This is a genomic window from bacterium, from assembly GCA_019912885.1.
GTDB lineage: Bacteria > Lernaellota > Lernaellaia > JACKCT01 > JACKCT01 > JAIOHV01.
The window spans coordinates 41,397-58,815 of the sequence record JAIOHV010000173.1 but is presented as its reverse complement, the minus strand read 5'-3'; the positions used below and the strand labels follow the sequence as shown (position 1 = coordinate 58,815).

At 63.9% G+C, this 17,419-nt stretch carries 14 protein-coding genes and 1 riboswitch; of the genes, 8 read left to right on the top strand and 6 right to left on the bottom strand.

Annotated features, from left to right (window positions below):
- The 3 genes from K8I61_15395 to thiC all read right to left on the bottom strand — a co-directional run.
- Positions 1–738 (bottom strand): thiazole synthase (locus K8I61_15395; GenBank protein MBZ0273423.1); only part of this gene is annotated, 738 nt, incomplete at its 3' end.
- Position 739: 1 nt separating this feature from the next.
- Positions 740–937: a sulfur carrier protein ThiS gene (gene thiS, locus K8I61_15390; protein MBZ0273422.1), complete on the bottom strand. Its 198-nt coding sequence runs from the start codon at positions 935–937 to the stop codon at positions 740–742.
- Between the two features lie 9 nt (positions 938–946).
- Positions 947–2,566, bottom strand: a complete 1,620-nt coding sequence (gene thiC / locus K8I61_15385) for a phosphomethylpyrimidine synthase ThiC (protein ID MBZ0273421.1) — start codon at positions 2,564–2,566, stop codon at positions 947–949.
- Positions 2,557–2,661, bottom strand: a riboswitch (TPP riboswitch). Its footprint overlaps the gene before it by 10 nt.
- A 360-nt stretch (positions 2,662–3,021) precedes the next feature.
- On the opposite strand from thiC, the gene K8I61_15380 reads away from it, so the two are divergent.
- Positions 3,022–4,464 carry a choice-of-anchor L domain-containing protein gene (locus tag K8I61_15380; protein MBZ0273420.1) on the top strand — a complete coding sequence of 481 codons (1,443 nt, stop codon included), beginning with the start codon at positions 3,022–3,024 and terminating at the stop codon, positions 4,462–4,464.
- Between the two features lie 205 nt (positions 4,465–4,669).
- Here the strand turns inward: K8I61_15380 and K8I61_15375 are convergent, their stop codons facing one another.
- From K8I61_15375 to K8I61_15365, 3 genes are all read right to left on the bottom strand, one after another.
- Complete coding sequence (locus tag K8I61_15375) at positions 4,670–5,830, bottom strand: acyl-CoA dehydrogenase family protein (protein ID MBZ0273419.1); 1,161 nt, start codon at positions 5,828–5,830, stop codon at positions 4,670–4,672.
- Between the two features lie 16 nt (positions 5,831–5,846).
- Complete coding sequence (locus K8I61_15370) at positions 5,847–6,710, bottom strand: DUF547 domain-containing protein (protein ID MBZ0273418.1); 864 nt, start codon at positions 6,708–6,710, stop codon at positions 5,847–5,849.
- A 74-nt stretch (positions 6,711–6,784) separates the two neighbouring features.
- Complete coding sequence (locus K8I61_15365; GenBank protein ID MBZ0273417.1) at positions 6,785–7,492, bottom strand: metallophosphoesterase; 708 nt, start codon at positions 7,490–7,492, stop codon at positions 6,785–6,787.
- Between the two features lie 221 nt (positions 7,493–7,713).
- Here K8I61_15365 and K8I61_15360 point away from each other — a divergent pair, with 221 nt between their 5' ends.
- The 7 genes from K8I61_15360 to nuoF all read left to right on the top strand — a co-directional run bounded on the left by K8I61_15360 (position 7,714) and on the right by nuoF (position 17,417).
- The gene (locus K8I61_15360; GenBank protein ID MBZ0273416.1) at positions 7,714–10,779 is read left to right on the top strand and encodes a hypothetical protein; all 3,066 of its coding nucleotides are present in this window, start codon (positions 7,714–7,716) and stop codon (positions 10,777–10,779) included.
- Positions 10,779–12,587, top strand: coding sequence for a hypothetical protein (locus tag K8I61_15355; GenBank protein ID MBZ0273415.1), 1,809 nt, complete (start codon positions 10,779–10,781; stop codon positions 12,585–12,587). Before K8I61_15360 ends, K8I61_15355 begins: the two co-directional genes overlap by 1 nt.
- A gap of 314 nt (positions 12,588–12,901) precedes the next feature.
- Positions 12,902–13,228: an NADH-quinone oxidoreductase subunit A gene (gene ndhC / locus K8I61_15350; GenBank protein ID MBZ0273414.1), complete on the top strand. Its 327-nt coding sequence runs from the start codon at positions 12,902–12,904 to the stop codon at positions 13,226–13,228.
- Entirely contained in the window at positions 13,225–13,902 is a 678-nt protein-coding gene (gene nuoB / locus K8I61_15345) for an NADH-quinone oxidoreductase subunit NuoB (GenBank protein ID MBZ0273413.1), read from the top strand. The genes ndhC and nuoB overlap by 4 nt, the downstream gene beginning before the upstream one ends.
- Complete coding sequence (nuoC, locus tag K8I61_15340) at positions 13,902–15,659, top strand: NADH-quinone oxidoreductase subunit C/D (protein ID MBZ0273412.1); 1,758 nt, start codon at positions 13,902–13,904, stop codon at positions 15,657–15,659. The genes nuoB and nuoC overlap by 1 nt, the downstream gene beginning before the upstream one ends.
- A 7-nt stretch (positions 15,660–15,666) precedes the next feature.
- Entirely contained in the window at positions 15,667–16,143 is a 477-nt protein-coding gene (gene nuoE, locus K8I61_15335) for an NADH-quinone oxidoreductase subunit NuoE (protein MBZ0273411.1), read from the top strand.
- 2 nt (positions 16,144–16,145) lie between these two features.
- Entirely contained in the window at positions 16,146–17,417 is a 1,272-nt protein-coding gene (gene nuoF / locus K8I61_15330) for an NADH-quinone oxidoreductase subunit NuoF (protein MBZ0273410.1), read from the top strand.
- The last annotated feature ends 2 nt before the right edge of the window (positions 17,418–17,419 follow it).

Sequence of the window (17,419 nt, the reverse complement as noted above, 5' to 3'; positions counted from 1 at the left end):
GCTCTCGCCCCCGGCCCCCGCGAGGTACGCCGCGCGCCCGGCGCGAACGCCGAGCGCGAACGCCCGCGCCATGCCCGTCGGATCGTCGGCGATCGCGATCGCCGTGTTGACGAGCACCGCGCCGGCGCCCATCTCCATCGCCTCGGCCGCGTGCGACGGCGCGCCCAGCCCCGCGTCCACGACAACGGGCACGCCCGCCTGCTCGATGATGATCGCGATCTGCTCGCGCGTCTTCAGGCCGCGATTGCTGCCGATCGGCGCGGCCAGCGGCATCACCGTGGCGCATCCCGCGTCTTCCAGATGCCGGGCGAGGATCGGATCGGCGTTCATGTAGGGCAACACCGTGAAACCAAGCTTTACCAGTTCCACCGCGGCCTTCAGCGTCTCCACCGGATCGGGCAACAGGTAATTCGGTTCGGGAGTCACTTCGAGCTTGATCCAGGTGTACCCGCCGGCCGCCCGAGCCAGTTTGGCAAGGCGAACCGCCTCCGCCGCGTCGCGCGCGCCGGACGTATTCGGCAGGATGCGATAGCGGCTCGTATCCAGCGCGCTCATCATCAAGTCGTCCGGCTGCGTCAGATCGACGCGACGCAATGCCACCGTGACAAGCTCCGACTCCGACGCCGCGACCGCCTCGGCCATCGCCTGGGGGCTTGAGAACTTGCCGGTGCCGAGCAAAAGGCGCGAGCCGAATTTTTCGCCCGCGATGACGAGCGTGTCGTCGCCGGCGTCAGTCATCTCAACCTCCGCCCACGAAGCGGACGATCTCGAGGCGGTCGCCGTTTTCGAGGCGGCACGCTCGCGGTTCGTCCTCGACCAACTCGCCGTTGCGCTCGACGGCGATGTGCGTCGCGGGGATGGATAGCTGCGCGAGGACGTCCTCGAGCGTCGCTTCGTCCGCGATGGAAAGATTCTCGCCGTTCACGCGCAGCAGCATGGAGACGCCCTACCCGTTCGCGCCGCCGGCCGCGGCGGGCGCTTCGTCCGGTTCGCCGCCCGCCTCGTCGAAGGCCGCGTGCGCGTCCTGGCTGATGCGATAGGCGCAAAACGACGGCCCGCACATCGAGCAGAAGTGCGCGCTTTTGGCGCCGTCGGCCGGGAGCGTTTCATCGTGATAGCGCCGCGCGGTGCCGGGATCGAGAGCCAGGTTGAACTGATCCTCCCAGCGGAACTCGTAACGCGCCCGTGTGAGAACGTCGTCCCACTCCTGCGCGCCCGGGTGGCCCTTGGCGACATCCGCCGCGTGCGCCGCGATCTTGTAGGCGATGACGCCCGCTTTCACATCCTGCTTGTTCGGCAGCCCCAGGTGCTCTTTCGGCGTGACGTAGCAGAGCATCGCCGTGCCGTACCAGCCGATCATCGCCGCGCCGATCGCGCTCGTGATGTGGTCGTATCCCGGCGCGATGTCGGTCGTTAGCGGGCCGAGAGTGTAGAACGGCGCTTCGTGGCAAATCTCCATCTGCAATTCGACGTTCTCGCGGATCTTGTTCATCGGCACGTGGCCCGGCCCTTCGATCATGACCTGCACGTCGTGCACCCACGCCTTTTGCGTAAGCTCCCCGAGGGTCCGCAATTCCGCGAACTGCGCCGCGTCGTTCGCATCGGCGATACCGCCGGGACGCAGTCCGTCGCCAAGGGAAAACGCGACATCGTATTTCTTCAAAAGCTCGCAGATGCGCTCGAATTCCGTGTACAGGAAGTTTTCGCGCTCCTTGATTTGCGTCCAATGCGCGAGAATCGATCCGCCGCGGCTGACGATGCCGATGAGGCGTTTACGCGTCAGGGGGATGTAGTCCTTCAGCACACCGGCGTGGATCGTGAAATAATCGACGCCCTGCTCGCACTGCTCGACGAGCGTGTCCATATACACGTCGATATCGAGCTTCTCGATCCGGCCTTTCACCTTTTCGAGCGCCTGGTAAATCGGCACCGTGCCGATCGGCACCGGCGCGTTGCGCAGGATCCACTCGCGCGTCTCATGGATGTTCCGTCCGGTGGACAGGTCCATCACGGTGTCCGCGCCCCAGGTCGTCGCCCACTTAAGCTTTTCCACCTCCTCCTCGATCGAGGAGGAAACCGCCGAGTTGCCGATGTTGGCATTGATCTTCACGAGGAAATTACGGCCGATAATCATCGGCTCGCTTTCCGGGTGGTTCACATTCGCCGGGATGATTGCCCGCCCCGCGGCCACCTCCGAACGCACGAATTCCGCCTCGACGTTTTCGCGGATCGCGATGTACCGCATTTCGTCGGTGATTCGCCCCGCGCGAGCGTGGTGCATCTGCGTCACGTTGTGGGCGCCGAAGGCGTCGCGGCGCGCCTCGATCCACGGCTTGCGGAGCCGGGGCAGCCCGTCGCGCGGGTCGCAGCCCGCGGGGCCGCTCGTATCGTACGCGCGAAACGCCGGCTTGCCGCCGGTCAGCCGGATTTCCCGAAACGGCACGGCCAGGCCGTCCCGTTTCTCGTAAATCTTGGCGGATTCTGGAAAATGGTCGCCGGCGGTGCCGCATGCGTGCGTCACGTCGCCGTTGACGGGATTAGATGTCGGGGAAAGCTTGTCGGCCATTGTCGTCCTTCCTACGCCGGCATGACCCGGATCAGGTTCCGCGGGTGTGATCTCAGCCCTCGCGGCCGTTCGCGAGGACACCCCGAGCGACGGTGCGAACGCTATCATCCGGTGCGGCGGAGGGTCAACAACGGCCGGCATCGTGGGTGTGTCATTCGTGAAAAACGTCAGCCTTCCCCACGTTCCCGCCGCGCCGGTGCGCGGCGAAACCCGGCGTGCCTTCCGGGCGGCGCCGCGGGCAACGCGGCGATTTCCTTTCCGACTTACTTTCAGGAAGTTCACTTAACATATTGATTTTGTTTAATTTATTGCCGACCATCCCCGTTCGATCACCGAAAAACATCCTTTGACAAAGCTCACAAATATCTGGTATGAACCGCGCCAAAGACGGTTGAGGAGGCGTCGCCCCGGAGCGGCTGACGTTTACCCTCATTTCCGTAATCTGGGAGGAACGCATGTTTAAGGTTAAATCGCTGGTGCTCCTGACGATGGCGGCCGCCCTGATCTTCGCGGCGGGCTGCGACGAAGCGACGGAGGACGCGCTGGAAGCGGCCACGGGTTACGATTTCGTGCTCGACGAAGGCGAGGCGGGCGCGGACACGCCGGACGGCTGGGTGTTCATGTTCGGTATCAACTTCGAGGGCGATGAGGCCGAGGCCCTGGACCAGGACTTCGAGGTGGACCTGAGCCTGCTCGAGGATCTGCTGGATCTGGACTCGATCACGCAGATGATCGCGTTCGCCAAGGTCGAGGACGTCGCCGGATACGGCAACCGTCTTCGCTACGCGAACAAGGTCGTTATCGACGACGGCAAGCTGAAGCTCGATTCCGAGTCCCGCGAGATTCTTGGGGATTCGATCGGATCGTCCGGTTCCGGCCTGTACGTCGCGTATTTCGCGGAAGAGCAGAACGGTTTTGTGAGCGGCTCGGTGAAGGACTGCGACGGCAACAAGAAAGCCGATATTCTCGTTGTCGCCAACGAAGGCCCCTTCTTCACCTATACCGCGGATGACGGCAGCTACGCGCTTCCCGCGCTTGGCGACACGCCCGTCAACGTCAATTTCTCCGACGGCGACGACTGCCAGGGCGACGATTCGATGCCCTGCACGGATCCCGAGGAGAACCCGAACCCGAAGGACGAGACGACGGGTGAAGATTCGACGCCTCCGAGCGAGGATTTCCCGGACGGCACAAGCGACGTCGAAGGCGGCGAGAGCGAGATGGAAGAGCCGGGCGACGACGACGCGGCGCCGGACGGCGACTGCATCGACTTCGCCGGCGGCGAAGCGTCGTTCAACTGGGACTTCAGCTCCGGCTGCGACCAAGGCTTCTTCGGCGTGTCCGACGAAGGCTACGACGCCCTGTTCCCCGACGGCGACAGCGGCAACTACCTGTTCGCCTCAAGCGGCGGCAGCAGCGTCCAGAGCTGCACGCTGACCCTTTCGGTCGCCGTGCCCGAAGGCGCGACCTCCGTCGAGGTGAGCTACAACTTCGCGAGCCAGGAATACGCGGAGTGGGTCGGCAGCGCGTACAACGACGTCTTCACGTTCATCGTGCAGGGCGCGCCGGAGTACGTCGTCAACCGCACGGTCAACGAAATCGCGACCAACGAAGACTGGATCGACATTCCCGCCGCGGCGGAAGAGATCGCGAGCATCGCGACCTCCGACGACGCGCAGTGGAACGATACCGGCAAGGTGTTTGACGGCTCCCTGCGCTGGGACGACAGCGCCGACGACAATCCGCGCGGTGAGCCCGAAGACGACAACGTCGGCAAGACGGCGAGCGCCGAGCTTCCCGCCGGCCAGTCCACGGTTACGCTCATCATGACCGTCAGCGACGTCGCCGACGCCTACTGGGATTCCGTCGGCCTCGTTGACTGGATCTGCTTCAACTAGAAAAAACGCCAGGTCAAAAGGCGCGGCCCTGCTCCAGGCAGGGCCGCGCTTTTTTTTGCCGCCTCGCATCGGGGGGCTCGTCAGGGCCGCGCATCAGCAATCAGGGTGGCGGTAGCCGCGATGCCGGGGCGGTATCAACCGCGCACTTCGTCGCGCCCCTGGCGCGACTTCGTTTGCGGCCCTGACATCGCCGAGGGCCGCTTTCTTAGAACATCGGCTTGAGCCCCAGGTGCCGCGCGATGACGATGCGCTGGATCTCGCTTGTGCCCTCGCCGATCTCCAGGATGCGCTGGTCGCGGTAGAAGCGCTCGACGTCGAACTCCTTCATCAGCCCGTATCCGCCGTGGATCTGCACCGCCGCGTGCGCGACGCGCTTGAAGACCTCCGAGCAATAGAGCTTCGCCATCGCCGCTTCCTTGGCGAACGGCTGTTCGGCGTCTCGCAGCCAGGCCGCCTTGTAGAGCAGCCAGCGCGCCGCCTCGATCTCCACGGCCATGTCCGCAACCTTGAACGCAATCGCCTGAAAGCTGCTGATCGGCTTGCCGAACTGAATACGCTGCTGCGAGTAATTCAGGGCCATCTCAAACGCGCCCTGTGCGCCGCCAAGACCCATCGCCGCGATGGACAAACGCCCCTGATCGAGCGTCGCCATCATCTGCTTGAAGCCCTCGCCGCGGCCGCCGAGCAGGTTTTCCTTCGGTACGCGGCAATCGTCGAAATAAAGCTGCCCCGTGTCGGACGCGCGCCACATCAGCTTGTTTTTCATCGGCTCGGCGCGGAAACCCGGCGTGCCGTGCGGCACGAGGATACAGGAAATTTCCGGCTTGCCGCTCGACTGCGTTCCGGTGACCGCCTGCACGACGCACACTCCCGCCAGCGGCGAGGAGGAGTTGGTGATGAATATCTTGCTGCCGTTGATCACCCAATGATCGCCTTCGAGCTTAGCGCGCGTGCGGCTGTGCGCGGCGTCGGAGCCGGCGTCCGGCTCGGTCAGTCCAAAGCTCGCGATGATCTCGCCGGTGCAAAGGCGCGGCAGCCACGCCTGGCGCTGCTCCTCGGTGCCATAATAGTAGATGAGGCCGATGCCGAGCGAATTCGCCGCCGCGACCGTCGCGGCGTGCGACCCGTCCACGCGGGCGAGTTCCTCGACGGCGATGACGTAGCTGAGGTACGGAAATCCGCTTCCGCCGTATTCCTCGGGGATCGTCATGCCGAAGAGCCCCATCGCGGCCATTTTTTTGGCCGTCTCCACCGAAAAACGTTCTTCGATGTCGAGGTCGCGCGCGACCGGGCGGATCTCCGTCTCGGCGAACAAGCGGATCTGGTCGCGCAGGATGCGCTGGTCTTCGGAAAGCTCCATGTTCAGCACGGGAGGACCCTTTCTACTCGGCGTTGGCCGAAGGCTTGGCGAGCACGTCGTTCAGCGTCTTGTCCGGCTCCACCCACTCGATGCGAAAAAGATTCTTGCGGATCGGCGCCGCGAGGTTCGGGTCGCCGTATTTGAGGATCATGTTCATGAGCGCGATGTCGGTCTTGTCGCGGCGCGGAAACTGATCGACGCGGTAGTGCCTCCCCACGAATCGCTTGGCGTGGATGCGCAGGAAATTCGAAAGCCGGATGAGCTGCTCGTCCTGGACGTTCACGTGATTTTCGTCGCGGAAATAGCGCTCGGCGGCTGTCTCGAGCTGGGCGGTCAGGTTTTCCGGCGTATAGGGCTCGCGCGCAAGCCGTGGCCCGCCGATCGTGCCCTTGGAGATCGCGAATACGAAATACGGCTCGGCCAGGTCCGGAAGGATATCGCCCTCGATGCGCGAGAGCGTCACGTCGCCGACCGGCGAGTCGAACTCCTCCCGCCACGCCCCTTCGATATTCATCGGAGAGGACTCCGGATAGCGTGAATAGCCCTCTTTCGGTGGGATCGGGTAGTTGTCGATCACGACGCGAAGCACGAGCGCGTTGTGGACGTTGATCCAGAACGCCCGCTTCTGGTCCTTCGTGAAGACCTCGTAGTCGTCGTCGTCGAGCTTGTCGACGGCCTTCACGAAATCGTCGAGCCCTTCGCGGCCAAGCTTGAGCCCCGCGTAGTTCACGCGCCCGTTGTCCGTGACGAATTTCTGCAGCACCGCGCCGTAGTCCGCGTAGGTGTGATCCCAATCCGGATCGGCGATCGCGGGCGGGGCCGCGAAGGTCAGAAGGATGAGCGCGGTAAGAATCCGCGCGGTCGAAGTCCGGCGCAATATCATCATCGACTCCCGATTGTCGTTGCGTGGCAGATGAGCGATTCGTTTTTCGTGGCAAACGCGCGGAAAATCAAGCGGCGTCACGCCACGCGCACCGGGCGAAACCCCACCGCGTCCGCCGCGCAGAAGATGTAGCGCACGCCGTTGCGTTCACCCTCGAACGCCAGATCCTTGTCCGGCCCGTGATAGTGGCCATAAACGACCGTGTGCGCTCCGAATTCCTCGATGATGTCCGAAAAGCCCACGGCGTCGCGGCCCTTCACCACCGGCGGATAATGCAGCATGACGATGATTGGCCATCCGGGCGCGACCTTCTCGAACGAAAGGCGAAGCCGCTGCCGCTCGCGTTCGAAAACCTTTTCATCCGCGAGCACGTTCATCGAATAACCGGGGATCGGCAGATCCCATCCGCGCGTGCCGCACACCGCGAAGCCCTCCACGATCGTTGCGTCGTGCTGCAGTACGTGAATTGACGCGGGCACGCGTTTTCGGAGCTGCCCGATTTTCACCCACCAGGAATCGTGGTTGCCGCGGATCATCACCTTCCTGCCCGGCAGGCGATCGATGAATTCGAGATCGGGCATGGCCTCGTCGAGCGTCATGCCCCAGGAAATATCGCCCGCGACAAGGACGGTATCCTCCGGGGCGACCGTTTCGCGCCAGGCCGCCTCGATCTTCGCGGGGTGGTCGCGCCAGACCTCGCCGAATATGTCCATCGGCTTGTCCACCGCGAATCCCAGATGCAAATCGGCAAGAGCCCAGATCGCCACGCGACACCTCCGCCGCATGTTGTAGCACGAACGCGTAACAGCGCGGGATGGTGGAACGGTGGGACGGCGCGAAGGCTGGAAGGTCCGCCGCAAAGCTGTTAGACACGAATGTCGTGCATTTTCGCCAGCATTTTTTGGGGTCGCGAACGGGTATGCGGTTGGGGAAGGGTTTGACATCAGGCGAGGCGGGATCCTTCGCTTCGCTCAGGATGACAAGACGCGCCTTGACGGCGCGTCGCATGTCCGTGCACGACGCGACGATGCGAGGGACGCACCGATTTGGCGAATGGTGCCGGACGTTGCGAGGGACGCACCGATTTGGCGAATGGCGCGGGACGGTGCGCGGGACGCGCCGATGCGGCGAATGGTGCGGGGCGGCGCGCGCCGGCGTTCCAGCCTTCCGGTCTTTCCTCCTTTCGGTCTTTATTCTTGTAATCGCCACGGCGCTTTTCCCTGCCGGCGCCTTCGCCGCGTCGATTTACGAAGCCGGGTACGATTGGAAGACGATCGCGACGGAGAATTTCGAGATCATCTATTACGAGGGCGAGGAATTTCTGGCGAAGAAGGCCGCGATCGTCGCCGAGGATGTTTTCCCCGCTCTGACGCAAAAACTGCGCTGGGTCCCGCGAGAGAAAATCCGCATCGTCCTTGCCGACTCGCTCGACGACACGAACGGCTATTCCACGCAGCAGCCCTGGAACACCATTCGCATCTTCGCCGCGCTGCCCCATTCGGAAGACCGCCTCGACTACTACGACGACTGGATGCGCACCATCATCACGCACGAGATGACGCACGCCATCCACATCGACAGCGTGCGCGCGATCCCCGCCGGATTGCGTTTCGTATTCGGCCGCGCGTTCTTTTTGCAGCACATCCAGCCGGTGTTCATGATCGAGGGCCTCGCCGTTCACGAGGAAACGGACCTCACGACCAAGGGGCGCAATCGTTCGACTACCTCCGACATGATCATCCGCGCCGCCGCTCTCGAAGGACGTTTTCCGGGGCTCGACCGCGCGTCGTTTTTCCCGCGCACCTGGCCGGGCGGCGCGGTCCCGTACATCTTCGGCGGCGAATTTCACGAATACCTCGCGAACCGCTTTGGCGACGACACGCTTGGCGATTATGCGTGGAAGCACGCGGGCCAGATCTGGCCGTTCCTGTTCGACACGAACGCCAAAAGCACGTTCGCGCACCACACGCTCGACGAGTTGTGGAGCGACTGGCGATACGAAGCGACGTTCGCGTATCAGGCGCAGTACCGCGTGCTTGTCGAGGAGGGTCTCACCGCAACGCGCGCGCTGACCGACTCGGGATTCCAGCATGGACGGCCGCGTTTTCTCGATAACGACACGGTGCTCGTCGAAACGAACGACGGGCGACGAAAGGGGCGGATCGAGGCGATCGATCTTCCGTCGGGGCAAAGCCGAACGGTCGAAGGCGCCGGCATCTTGCGCGGCATGGCCGTCGTCCCCGGAACGCGCAAGATCGTGTACGCCTCCGCCGGCCCGGACAACCCCTGGACGACGCACCACGATCTCTACATCCACGACCCCGACAAGCTGATCGACCGGCGGCTCACGCGCGGCGAGCGCGTACGTGACCCGGACGTCCACCCGGACGGGACGTGGGTCGTGGCGATCGCGCAAAAGGACGCGGCGTCCAAGATTGTGCGCGTCGATCTTGAAACCGGCGAACTCGCTGACCTCACGTCATTTGACCGCTTCACGCATCCGGTGCATCTGTCCGAGCCGGCGTTTTCGCCCGACGGGGAGACGATCGCGCTATCGGTCTGGCACGAAGACGGCAACCGCGACATCTTTCTGTTCGATTGGCGAAGCGGTGCGTTCGAGCGCGTCACGGACGCGTCCTCGCGTGATGTCGATCCGGTATTTTCGCCCGACGGCAAGACGCTGTATTTCGTCTCCGATGCGAGCGGCATCCATAATGTGTACGCGCTCGATCTTGCGTCGCGCCGGCTCGCGCGCGTGACGAACGTCGTCAACGGCGCGTTTTACCCGACGCCTTCGCCTGACGGAAAACGCCTCGCGATGATCCAGTACTCCGCGCGGGGATTCGATCTGCACGTGATGAATCTCGCCGACGCCGACGGCCGCGGAGAGGGCGTCGTCCGCCCGCGGTCCAACGCCATCCGACCGGGCGGCGTCACGGCCGGGCTCGAGGATCGTGCGCGCGAGTCGGACCCGGCCATCGAGCTTTATTCGCCGTGGAGCACGCTGCGCCCGTCGTACTGGATGCCGAACTACTCGTTGGCGTGGTTCGGCGAGCGGACCATCAGCTCGCTCGGATTGCAAACCTCCGGCATCGATTCCATCGGCCGGCACTCGTACGCGGTCGATCTGAACTACCGATTCGAGCGCGGGTTCCTGTCGGGCGCCGTCGCGTACGCCTACGACCGGTTCCGCCCGACGCTCCGCGCAAGCGCCTCGCGCATCGGCCTCGACTACGGCAACATCGCGGAAGACGAAACCGGCGACACGCACAATTTCTTTCTGCTTCGCAACGCGGCGGCCGCCGGCGCGTCGTATCTATTCACGGACGAGTTCTCCGTCTTCGGCAACTTTCTCGTGCAATATTTCGAGCGCGACACGCAGATCGATGAGCCGCGAAATCGCCTGCCGGAAGAAGGCATCATGTCCGGTCCGCGCGCCGGTGTCGTATTTTCGAATGCCGAAGGCTATCAGCTCTCCGTCGCGCCGGAAAACGGCGGTGTGTACATCGCCTCCGTCGCGGCCGACAACCGCGTTTTCGGATCCGAATACGACGTGGCGTCCGCGATCCTCGCGCTTCGCCAGTTCGTGTCGATTCCGTGGCGCAACAATGTCCTTGACCTGCGATTGTTCGCCGGCGCCGCGCAGGGAGACGAACTCTACCGCACGCCCTTTCGCATCGGCGGATACACCCAGGAAGACCTCACCGCGCAGACGGCGACGAACACCTTTTTCCTGCGCGGATTCGCACCCGGCGATTTGCGCGGCGAGCGGGCCGCGGTCGGCAGCATCGACTACCGAGCGCCGCTTTGGTATCAGCAGACCGGCTTCAGCACGCAGCCGATTTACTTCGACACCCTGTCCGCGAGCGTTTACGCGAACGCGGGCAAGGCCTGGATGGGCGAACTTGACGTGAACGATCCCGGCGAAATTTACGAGGCATACGGGTTCGAGCTGATCCAGTCGCTCGGCCTCGCGTATTACTACAACGTCGCGCTGCGTTTCGTTTACGCGCACGCGCCTGATCGCAAGAATCCGGACGTATTCTTTTTCGGCGTCGGAGGCCTTTTCTGATGGCAACGCGCGAGGCCGTCCTGTTCGTGAAGCGCGCGTTTTCGGCCATTGCGGTCATCGCGGTCGTGCCCGTCTTTTTTGTCGGCGGGATCTTCGTGCTGCAAGGCGACGCGGATTTTCGCCGCGTGCTCTCCGACGAAGACCGCGAGGTTCTCGCGGCGGCGGCCTGGTCCGGATTCACGACCGCCCCGCCGGAGCGCTCCGTGCCCTCCACGTCCGATACCGAATTCATCATCGTCGCCTTCCACGCGGGTACGCGCGCGGATCGGCCGTTCATGGGCGCCGTGAGGGCCGAAGCCGATCTCGCGCCGCTTGTCGCGCGCCTCTCGCAAGAGCTGACCGCGCTCTGGAAACGCAAGATCGACGTGACACCCGAGGCGATCTCCGTGCACCTGGCGCGCGGCGTCTCGCGCGTGTGGATCGATTCGCTCGCGAGCGCGGGGCTGACCTACCAGACGGGCATCCACGGCCTGCTTCGCTGCGACGCCGAACATTGCCGCGCCCTGCCCGGCCCGGTGATTCACGCAAATGAGCTGCGTTTTGAACGCGCAATCAAGAACGTATCGGGCTCGAGCGCGCCGCTCATCCGCGACTTCGACCGCGGCGACGGGTTGTACACGTTCCTCGACGAAGGTCTCGTCACGCGCGCGTTCAACGAAAAGCCGCTGCCGCTTTATCGCGCATCGACGCTCGTCGAAAACCTATCGTCCGCGGACATCATCGAGGCGTGCAAAATCGGCGGCGATTTCCTCATCGGCATGCAAAAGGAAAACGGCAAGTGGTACTACGAATACAACGCCGGCCGCGATAAATACGACAAGAAGGACTACAACCTCCTGCGTCACGCGGGTACGACCTACGCGATGTACCAGCTCTTCGGCGCGACGGGCGAGCCGCGCTATCTCGCGAGCGCGGACAAGGGGCTCGCGTGGCTGAAGTCGGTCATCGAGGCGGACCCCAAGGACAAGGATCGCCTGTATGTCCGCGAGCCGCGGGCGATCAAGCTCGGCGGCGCGGGCCTTGCGCTGATGGCGTTCGTGGAAAAACACGGCGTCGCGAAATCAAACGGCGAGAATGATCGCTACATGGCGGGCCTCGCCCGGCACATCCTTCTTTCGCAAAACCGCGACGGCAGCCTTGCGAGCTATTACGGCGGCGTCCCGGGCGTGAAGGAGAAGAACCGGCGTTCGATCTATTACCCCGGCGAGGCGATGCTCGGCCTGATCCGCTATTACAAGATGCTCGAGCGCGAGGGCGGCGACGCGCGCCGGCCGGAGATCCTCGAAGCCGTTCGGTGCGCGGCGGATTACCTCATCAACGAGCGCTGGAACATGCTGGGGCTGCGTTTCAACGTTCCGCCGGACGCGTGGCTGATGCTGGCGCTCGATGAACTGCATTCGGTCGATCCCAGGCCGGAGTACGCCGAATACGCGTTCGCGATCGCGGACGGCATTGGCGCGGATCAGTGGATCCGCTTCCTGCCGCCGCGCGACTACGCGGGCGGCTACTATCCCGTGCCGCCGGCGGTCACGCCCGCGGGCTCGCGCTCGGAGGGCCTGACGGCGACGTGGCGCATCGCGCAGCGCATCGGCGACGAAAAGAAAATGAAGGAGCTGGAAACGATCATCATGCGCGCCGCGAAATTCCAGATCGGCGGCATGATCCGCCCCCAGTTCGCCGGCCTCTACCCGAACCCCAAACGCGCGCTTGGCGCGTTCCGCCACTCGCCCGTCCGCAACACCACGCGCATCGACTACAACCAGCACAACATTTCGGGCCTCTTGGTGGCGGCGGAAATCGTGAAATAATCCCACCCTGTTCGCCGCCCCCCGACTTGTCCTGGATCAAGACAAAATCGTCGTTTGTTCCTTGACGCGCCGCGTCTAGCTCCCTATGATTCGCCCCGCCGATGGGGAGCCGGACTCGCCCCAAGTCCCTTTCCAGAAACGATTTCACTGACAAGGCGTTTCGCCGCCGCCGGAAAACCGGCCGCGCGCCGCTACGGGAGCTGTACCCGTGCCTGACGCATCCCCCTATCCGAACCCGCGAGGCCGCCGTGGCTGACGGACCCCTTTGGCCGCTTCTGTTGTATGCCGGCATTGTGATCGGCCAGGCCGCCTTCATGATCGGCCTGTCGTTTTTTCTCGGCGGACGCCATCGCGAGGAACAGACCGGCGAGCCGTACGAATCCGGCATCGTTTCCACCGGCTCCGCGCGGGTACGTCTTAGCCAGCAGTACTACCTTGTCGCCATGTTCTTCGTGATCTTCGACCTCGAGGCCGTCTTTCTCTTCTCGTGGGCCGTGGCCGTCCGCGACCTGGGGTGGCTCGGCTTCGTCGAGGCGCTGATCTTCATCGTCATGCTTTTTGCCGGCCTGGTGTACCTCTGGAGGATCGGCGCGCTCGACTGGGGCCCGAAATCGCGGCTCGCGCGCCGGGAGGAAACATGACGAAGAAAAACGCGTTGGCGCCCGGCGCGACGCCCTACACCCTTGTGCCCGCGCACAGCTCGACCAAGGCCGCGTTCGCGGCGAACGATCCGTTCGTCATCGAAGCCGCGAAACAGAACGTCGTGTTCTCGCGCCTGCAAGATCTCATCGCCTGGGGACGCAAAAACTCCATGTGGCCGTTCGCGTTCGGCCTGTCCTGCTGTTTTGTTGAGATGGCGACGTCCATCACCTCCAAATTCGACGTTGCGCGCTTCGGCGCCGAGGTCATTCGCGGCACGCCGCGCGAGGCGGACCTGATGGTCATCGCCGGCACGCCGTTCATCAAGATGGCGCCGATCATCCGCCGCCTCTGGGAGCAGATGATGGAGCCCCGCTGGGTGATCTCGATGGGCTCGTGCGCGAACTCCGGCGGCATGTACGACATCTATAGCGTCGTTCAGGGCGTCGACAAAATCATGCCGGTCGATCTTTACGTTCCCGGCTGCCCGCCGCGCCCCGAGGCGTTTCTCGAAGGACTCGTCATGCTGCGCGAGCAGGTCGGGCGCGAGCGCCGGCCGCTGTCCTGGGTCGTCGGCGAGCAAGGCATCATCAAGCCAACGACGCCCTCGATGCGCGATCTCAAGCACGACTGGCGCGTCAAGGTCACCGACCTGCGTTCGCCGAAGGAAGTCTGATGGCGGCCGCCGAGCAAACCAACAACGTCATCGCCGAACTCGCCGGGAAATTCGGCGAGGACGCACTGACCCTGCAACCGACGGCCGATCACATTCCGACCGTGTGGCTTGCCGCGGACAAAATCGCCGAAGCGCTGCGCTTCCTGAAGGACGGCGTCGCCGGCGGCTACAAATACCTGTTCGATCTCACCGCCATCGACGAGCGCGTGCGCGTGCATCGCGAAGGCCAGCCCGACTCCGATTTCACCGTCGTCTATCATCTGGTTTCGTACGACCGAAACTCTGACGTCCGCGTGAAGGTGCCGCTGAAAGGCGACCACCCCTCGCTCGACTCCGCGACAAAGATCTGGCCGAACGCGAACTGGTACGAACGCGAGGTCTTCGACATGTTCGGCCTCAAGTTCAACGGCCACCCGCACCTGCGCCGTATCCTCATGCCGGAATATTGGGAAGGCCATCCGTTGCGCAAGGAGCACCCCGCGCGCGCGACCGAGATGGGCCCCTTCCAGCTTCCCGAGGACGAGGCGATCCGCCGCCAGGAGTCCATGCTCTTCAAGCCCGAGGATTGGGGCCTGACGACGTGGGAAGACGACCACGACTTCATGTTCCTGAACCTCGGGCCGCAGCACCCCGGGACGCACGGCATCATCCGCCTGATCCTTCAGCTCTCCGGCGAAGAGGTCGTGAACATGGTGCCGGATATCGGCTACCACCATCGCGGCGCCGAAAAGATGGGCGAACGCCAGAGCTGGCACACCTACATCCCCTACACCGACCGCATCGACTACCTGGGCGGCGTGCTGAACAACCACGCTTATTGCCTCACGGTCGAGCAGCTCGCGGGCATCGAATTGCCCGATCGCGCCAAGACAATCCGCATCATGATGTCGGAGCTGTTCCGCATCGCGAGCCACCTCGTGTGGTACGGAACCTTCGCGCAGGATCTCGGCGTGATGAGCCCGGTGTTCTACACGTTCAACGACCGTGAGCGCATCTTCGAGATGGTCGAGGCGATCTGCGGCGGACGCATGCACCCGAGCTGGTTTCGCATCGGCGGCGTCGCGCACGACCTTCCCCTGGGATGGGACAAGATGGTGCGCGCATTCGTCGAACGCATGCCCAAGCGCCTTGTCGAATACAACAAGATCGTCATGAAAAACAAAATGTTCCAGGCGCGCACCAAGGGCGTCGGCGCGTTCACGACCGAAGAGGCGATCGACTGGGGCCAGTCCGGTCCCGGCCTGCGCGCCACCGGCTTCGCGTGGGACATGCGCAAAAAGCGCCCCTATGGCGGATACGAAAATTTCGAGTTCGACATCCCCACGGCCGAGGGCGGCGACTGCTTCGCGCGCGCCGAGGTGCGTCTTGAGGAGATCAACCAGAGCCTGCGGATCGTGAAGCAGTGTCTTGAGAACATGCCGGCGGGCGATTACAAATCGCGCCATCCGCTGACGACGCCGCCCCTCAAGGACCGCACGATGCACGACATCGAAACCCTCATCACGCACTTCCTTTCCGTGAGCTGGGGGCCGGTCGTTCCGCCGGGCGAGGCGACGTTCATTTACGAGGCGAGCAAGGGGCACAACGCGTATTACTGCGTCAGCGACGGGAACACGATGTCGTACCGCACGCGCATCCGCACCCCGTCGTTCGCGCATATCCAGATGATGCCGCTGCTTTGCAAGGGCGCACTTGTTCCCGATGTTTTGGCGATTCTCGGCGCGCTCGATTTCGTGCTCGCCGACCTGGACCGATAGAGGACCCATGCTTTCCGCCAAGGACCGCGACGACATTCTTGAACACGCCGGACACTACGCCGATCCGCGCGCGGCGGGCATCGAATCGCTGAAGCTCGTGCAGGATCGCTACGGTTGGGTGTCCGACGATCACCTGAAGGAGGTTGCGGGCATCCTCGGCATGTCGCCGACCGAACTCGACTCGGTGGCGACGTTCTATAGCCTGGTGTACCGCAAGGCCGTCGGCAAATACGTCATCCTGCTTTGCGACAGCGTGAGTTGCTGGATCGTCGGCTATCGCGGCATCCGCAAGCATCTGCGCGAACGGCTCGGCATCGACCTCGGACAGACCACCGCGGACAACATGTTCACGCTGCTCACCGTGCCGTGCCTGGGTTGCTGCGACCGCGCGCCCGCGTTCATGGTGAATGAGGATCTGCACACGAACCTCACCCCGGATCGCGTGGACGAGATTCTCGAATCGTACCGGAAGAAAGGCGCGTGACGATGGAACGTCCGCTGACGAGCCGAATCCGCGAAGGCGAAGCGCCTTACGACTACGACGGTTTCCGCAAGGCCGGCGGCTACGAGGCCGCGGACAAGGTCCTTGCGATGGCGCCCGGCGACGTCGTGAAGGCCATCAAGGAATCCAATCTGCGCGGCCGCGGCGGCGCGGGCTTCCCCACGGGCATGAAGTGGAGCTTCGTGCCGATGGGCGAAAAGGCGCGCCGCCCCAAGTACCTGGTCGTCAACGGCGACGAGATGGAACCGGGCACCTTCAAGGACCGCGTGCTGCTCGAGGGCGATCCGCACGGCATGATCGAATCGATCATCTGCGCCGCGTACGCCATCGAGGCGGAAATCGCCTACATCTTCCTTCGGTGGGAGTACCGCCACGCCGCGCGGCTTTTGCACAAGGCCATCGCCGAGGCCGCCAACGCCGGCATGATCGGCAAGAACATCAAGGGCACCGGCTACAGTCTCGACATCTACCTGCACGCGAGCGCCGGGCGCTACATCTGCGGCGAGGAAACGGCGCTGCTCAATTCGCTTGAAGGCCGCCGCGCCAACCCGCGCGCCAAACCGCCCTTCCCGCAGTTCGTGGGCCTTTTCGGCAAGCCGACCATCGTCCAGAACGTCGAAACGCTCTACAACGTGCCGCACATCATTCTGAAGGGCGCCGACTGGTTCAAGGGCCTCTCGAAGACGGAGGACGGCGGCACGAAACTTTACGGCGTCTCGGGCAACGTCAAGACGCCCGGCTGCTGGGAGCTGCCGATGGGCACGCCCGTCCGTGAGATCCTCGAAGGCTACGCCGGCGGCATGAAGGATGGATACAAGTTTCGCGGCCTCCTGCCCGGCGGCGCGTCGACCGACTTCCTTGTCGAGGAGCACCTCGACCTGCCGATGGACTACAAAAACATCCAGGACGCCGGAAGCCGCATGGGCACCGGCACCATGATCGTCCTCGACGACAAGACGTGCCCCGTCGGCATGGTGCACAACCTGGAGCTTTTCTTCGCGCAGGAATCGTGCGGCTGGTGCACCCCCTGCCGCGACGGCCTCCCGCGCGTGCGCGACATCCTGAACGCGATGGAAAACGGCGAGGGCCTGCCCGACGATATCGAGACCTTGCAGGCGCATTCGCGCTGGCTCGGCCCGGGCATGACCTTCTGCGCGCTCGCGCCCGGAGCGGTCGAACCGCTGCAAAGCGCGATCAAATATTTCGGCGACGATTTCAAACGACACATTGACGAAAAACGGTGCCCCTGGAGCTAGGG

Excerpts from the sequence above, each read along its gene's own strand:
- thiS (MBZ0273422.1), bottom strand. The coding sequence starts at position 937 with ATGCTGCTGCGCGTGAACGGCGAGAATCTTTCCATCGCGGACGAAGCG.
- thiC (MBZ0273421.1), bottom strand. The coding sequence starts at position 2,566 with ATGGCCGACAAGCTTTCCCCGACATCTAATCCCGTCAACGGCGACGTG.
- K8I61_15380 (MBZ0273420.1), top strand. The coding sequence starts at position 3,022 with ATGTTTAAGGTTAAATCGCTGGTGCTCCTGACGATGGCGGCCGCCCTG.
- K8I61_15370 (MBZ0273418.1), bottom strand. The coding sequence starts at position 6,710 with ATGATGATATTGCGCCGGACTTCGACCGCGCGGATTCTTACCGCGCTC.
- K8I61_15365 (MBZ0273417.1), bottom strand. The coding sequence starts at position 7,492 with ATGCGGCGGAGGTGTCGCGTGGCGATCTGGGCTCTTGCCGATTTGCAT.
- K8I61_15360 (MBZ0273416.1), top strand. The coding sequence starts at position 7,714 with ATGTCCGTGCACGACGCGACGATGCGAGGGACGCACCGATTTGGCGAA.
- K8I61_15355 (MBZ0273415.1), top strand. The coding sequence starts at position 10,779 with ATGGCAACGCGCGAGGCCGTCCTGTTCGTGAAGCGCGCGTTTTCGGCC.
- ndhC (MBZ0273414.1), top strand. The coding sequence starts at position 12,902 with ATGATCGGCCTGTCGTTTTTTCTCGGCGGACGCCATCGCGAGGAACAG.
- nuoB (MBZ0273413.1), top strand. The coding sequence starts at position 13,225 with ATGACGAAGAAAAACGCGTTGGCGCCCGGCGCGACGCCCTACACCCTT.
- nuoC (MBZ0273412.1), top strand. The coding sequence starts at position 13,902 with ATGGCGGCCGCCGAGCAAACCAACAACGTCATCGCCGAACTCGCCGGG.
- nuoE (MBZ0273411.1), top strand. The coding sequence starts at position 15,667 with ATGCTTTCCGCCAAGGACCGCGACGACATTCTTGAACACGCCGGACAC.
- nuoF (MBZ0273410.1), top strand. The coding sequence starts at position 16,146 with ATGGAACGTCCGCTGACGAGCCGAATCCGCGAAGGCGAAGCGCCTTAC.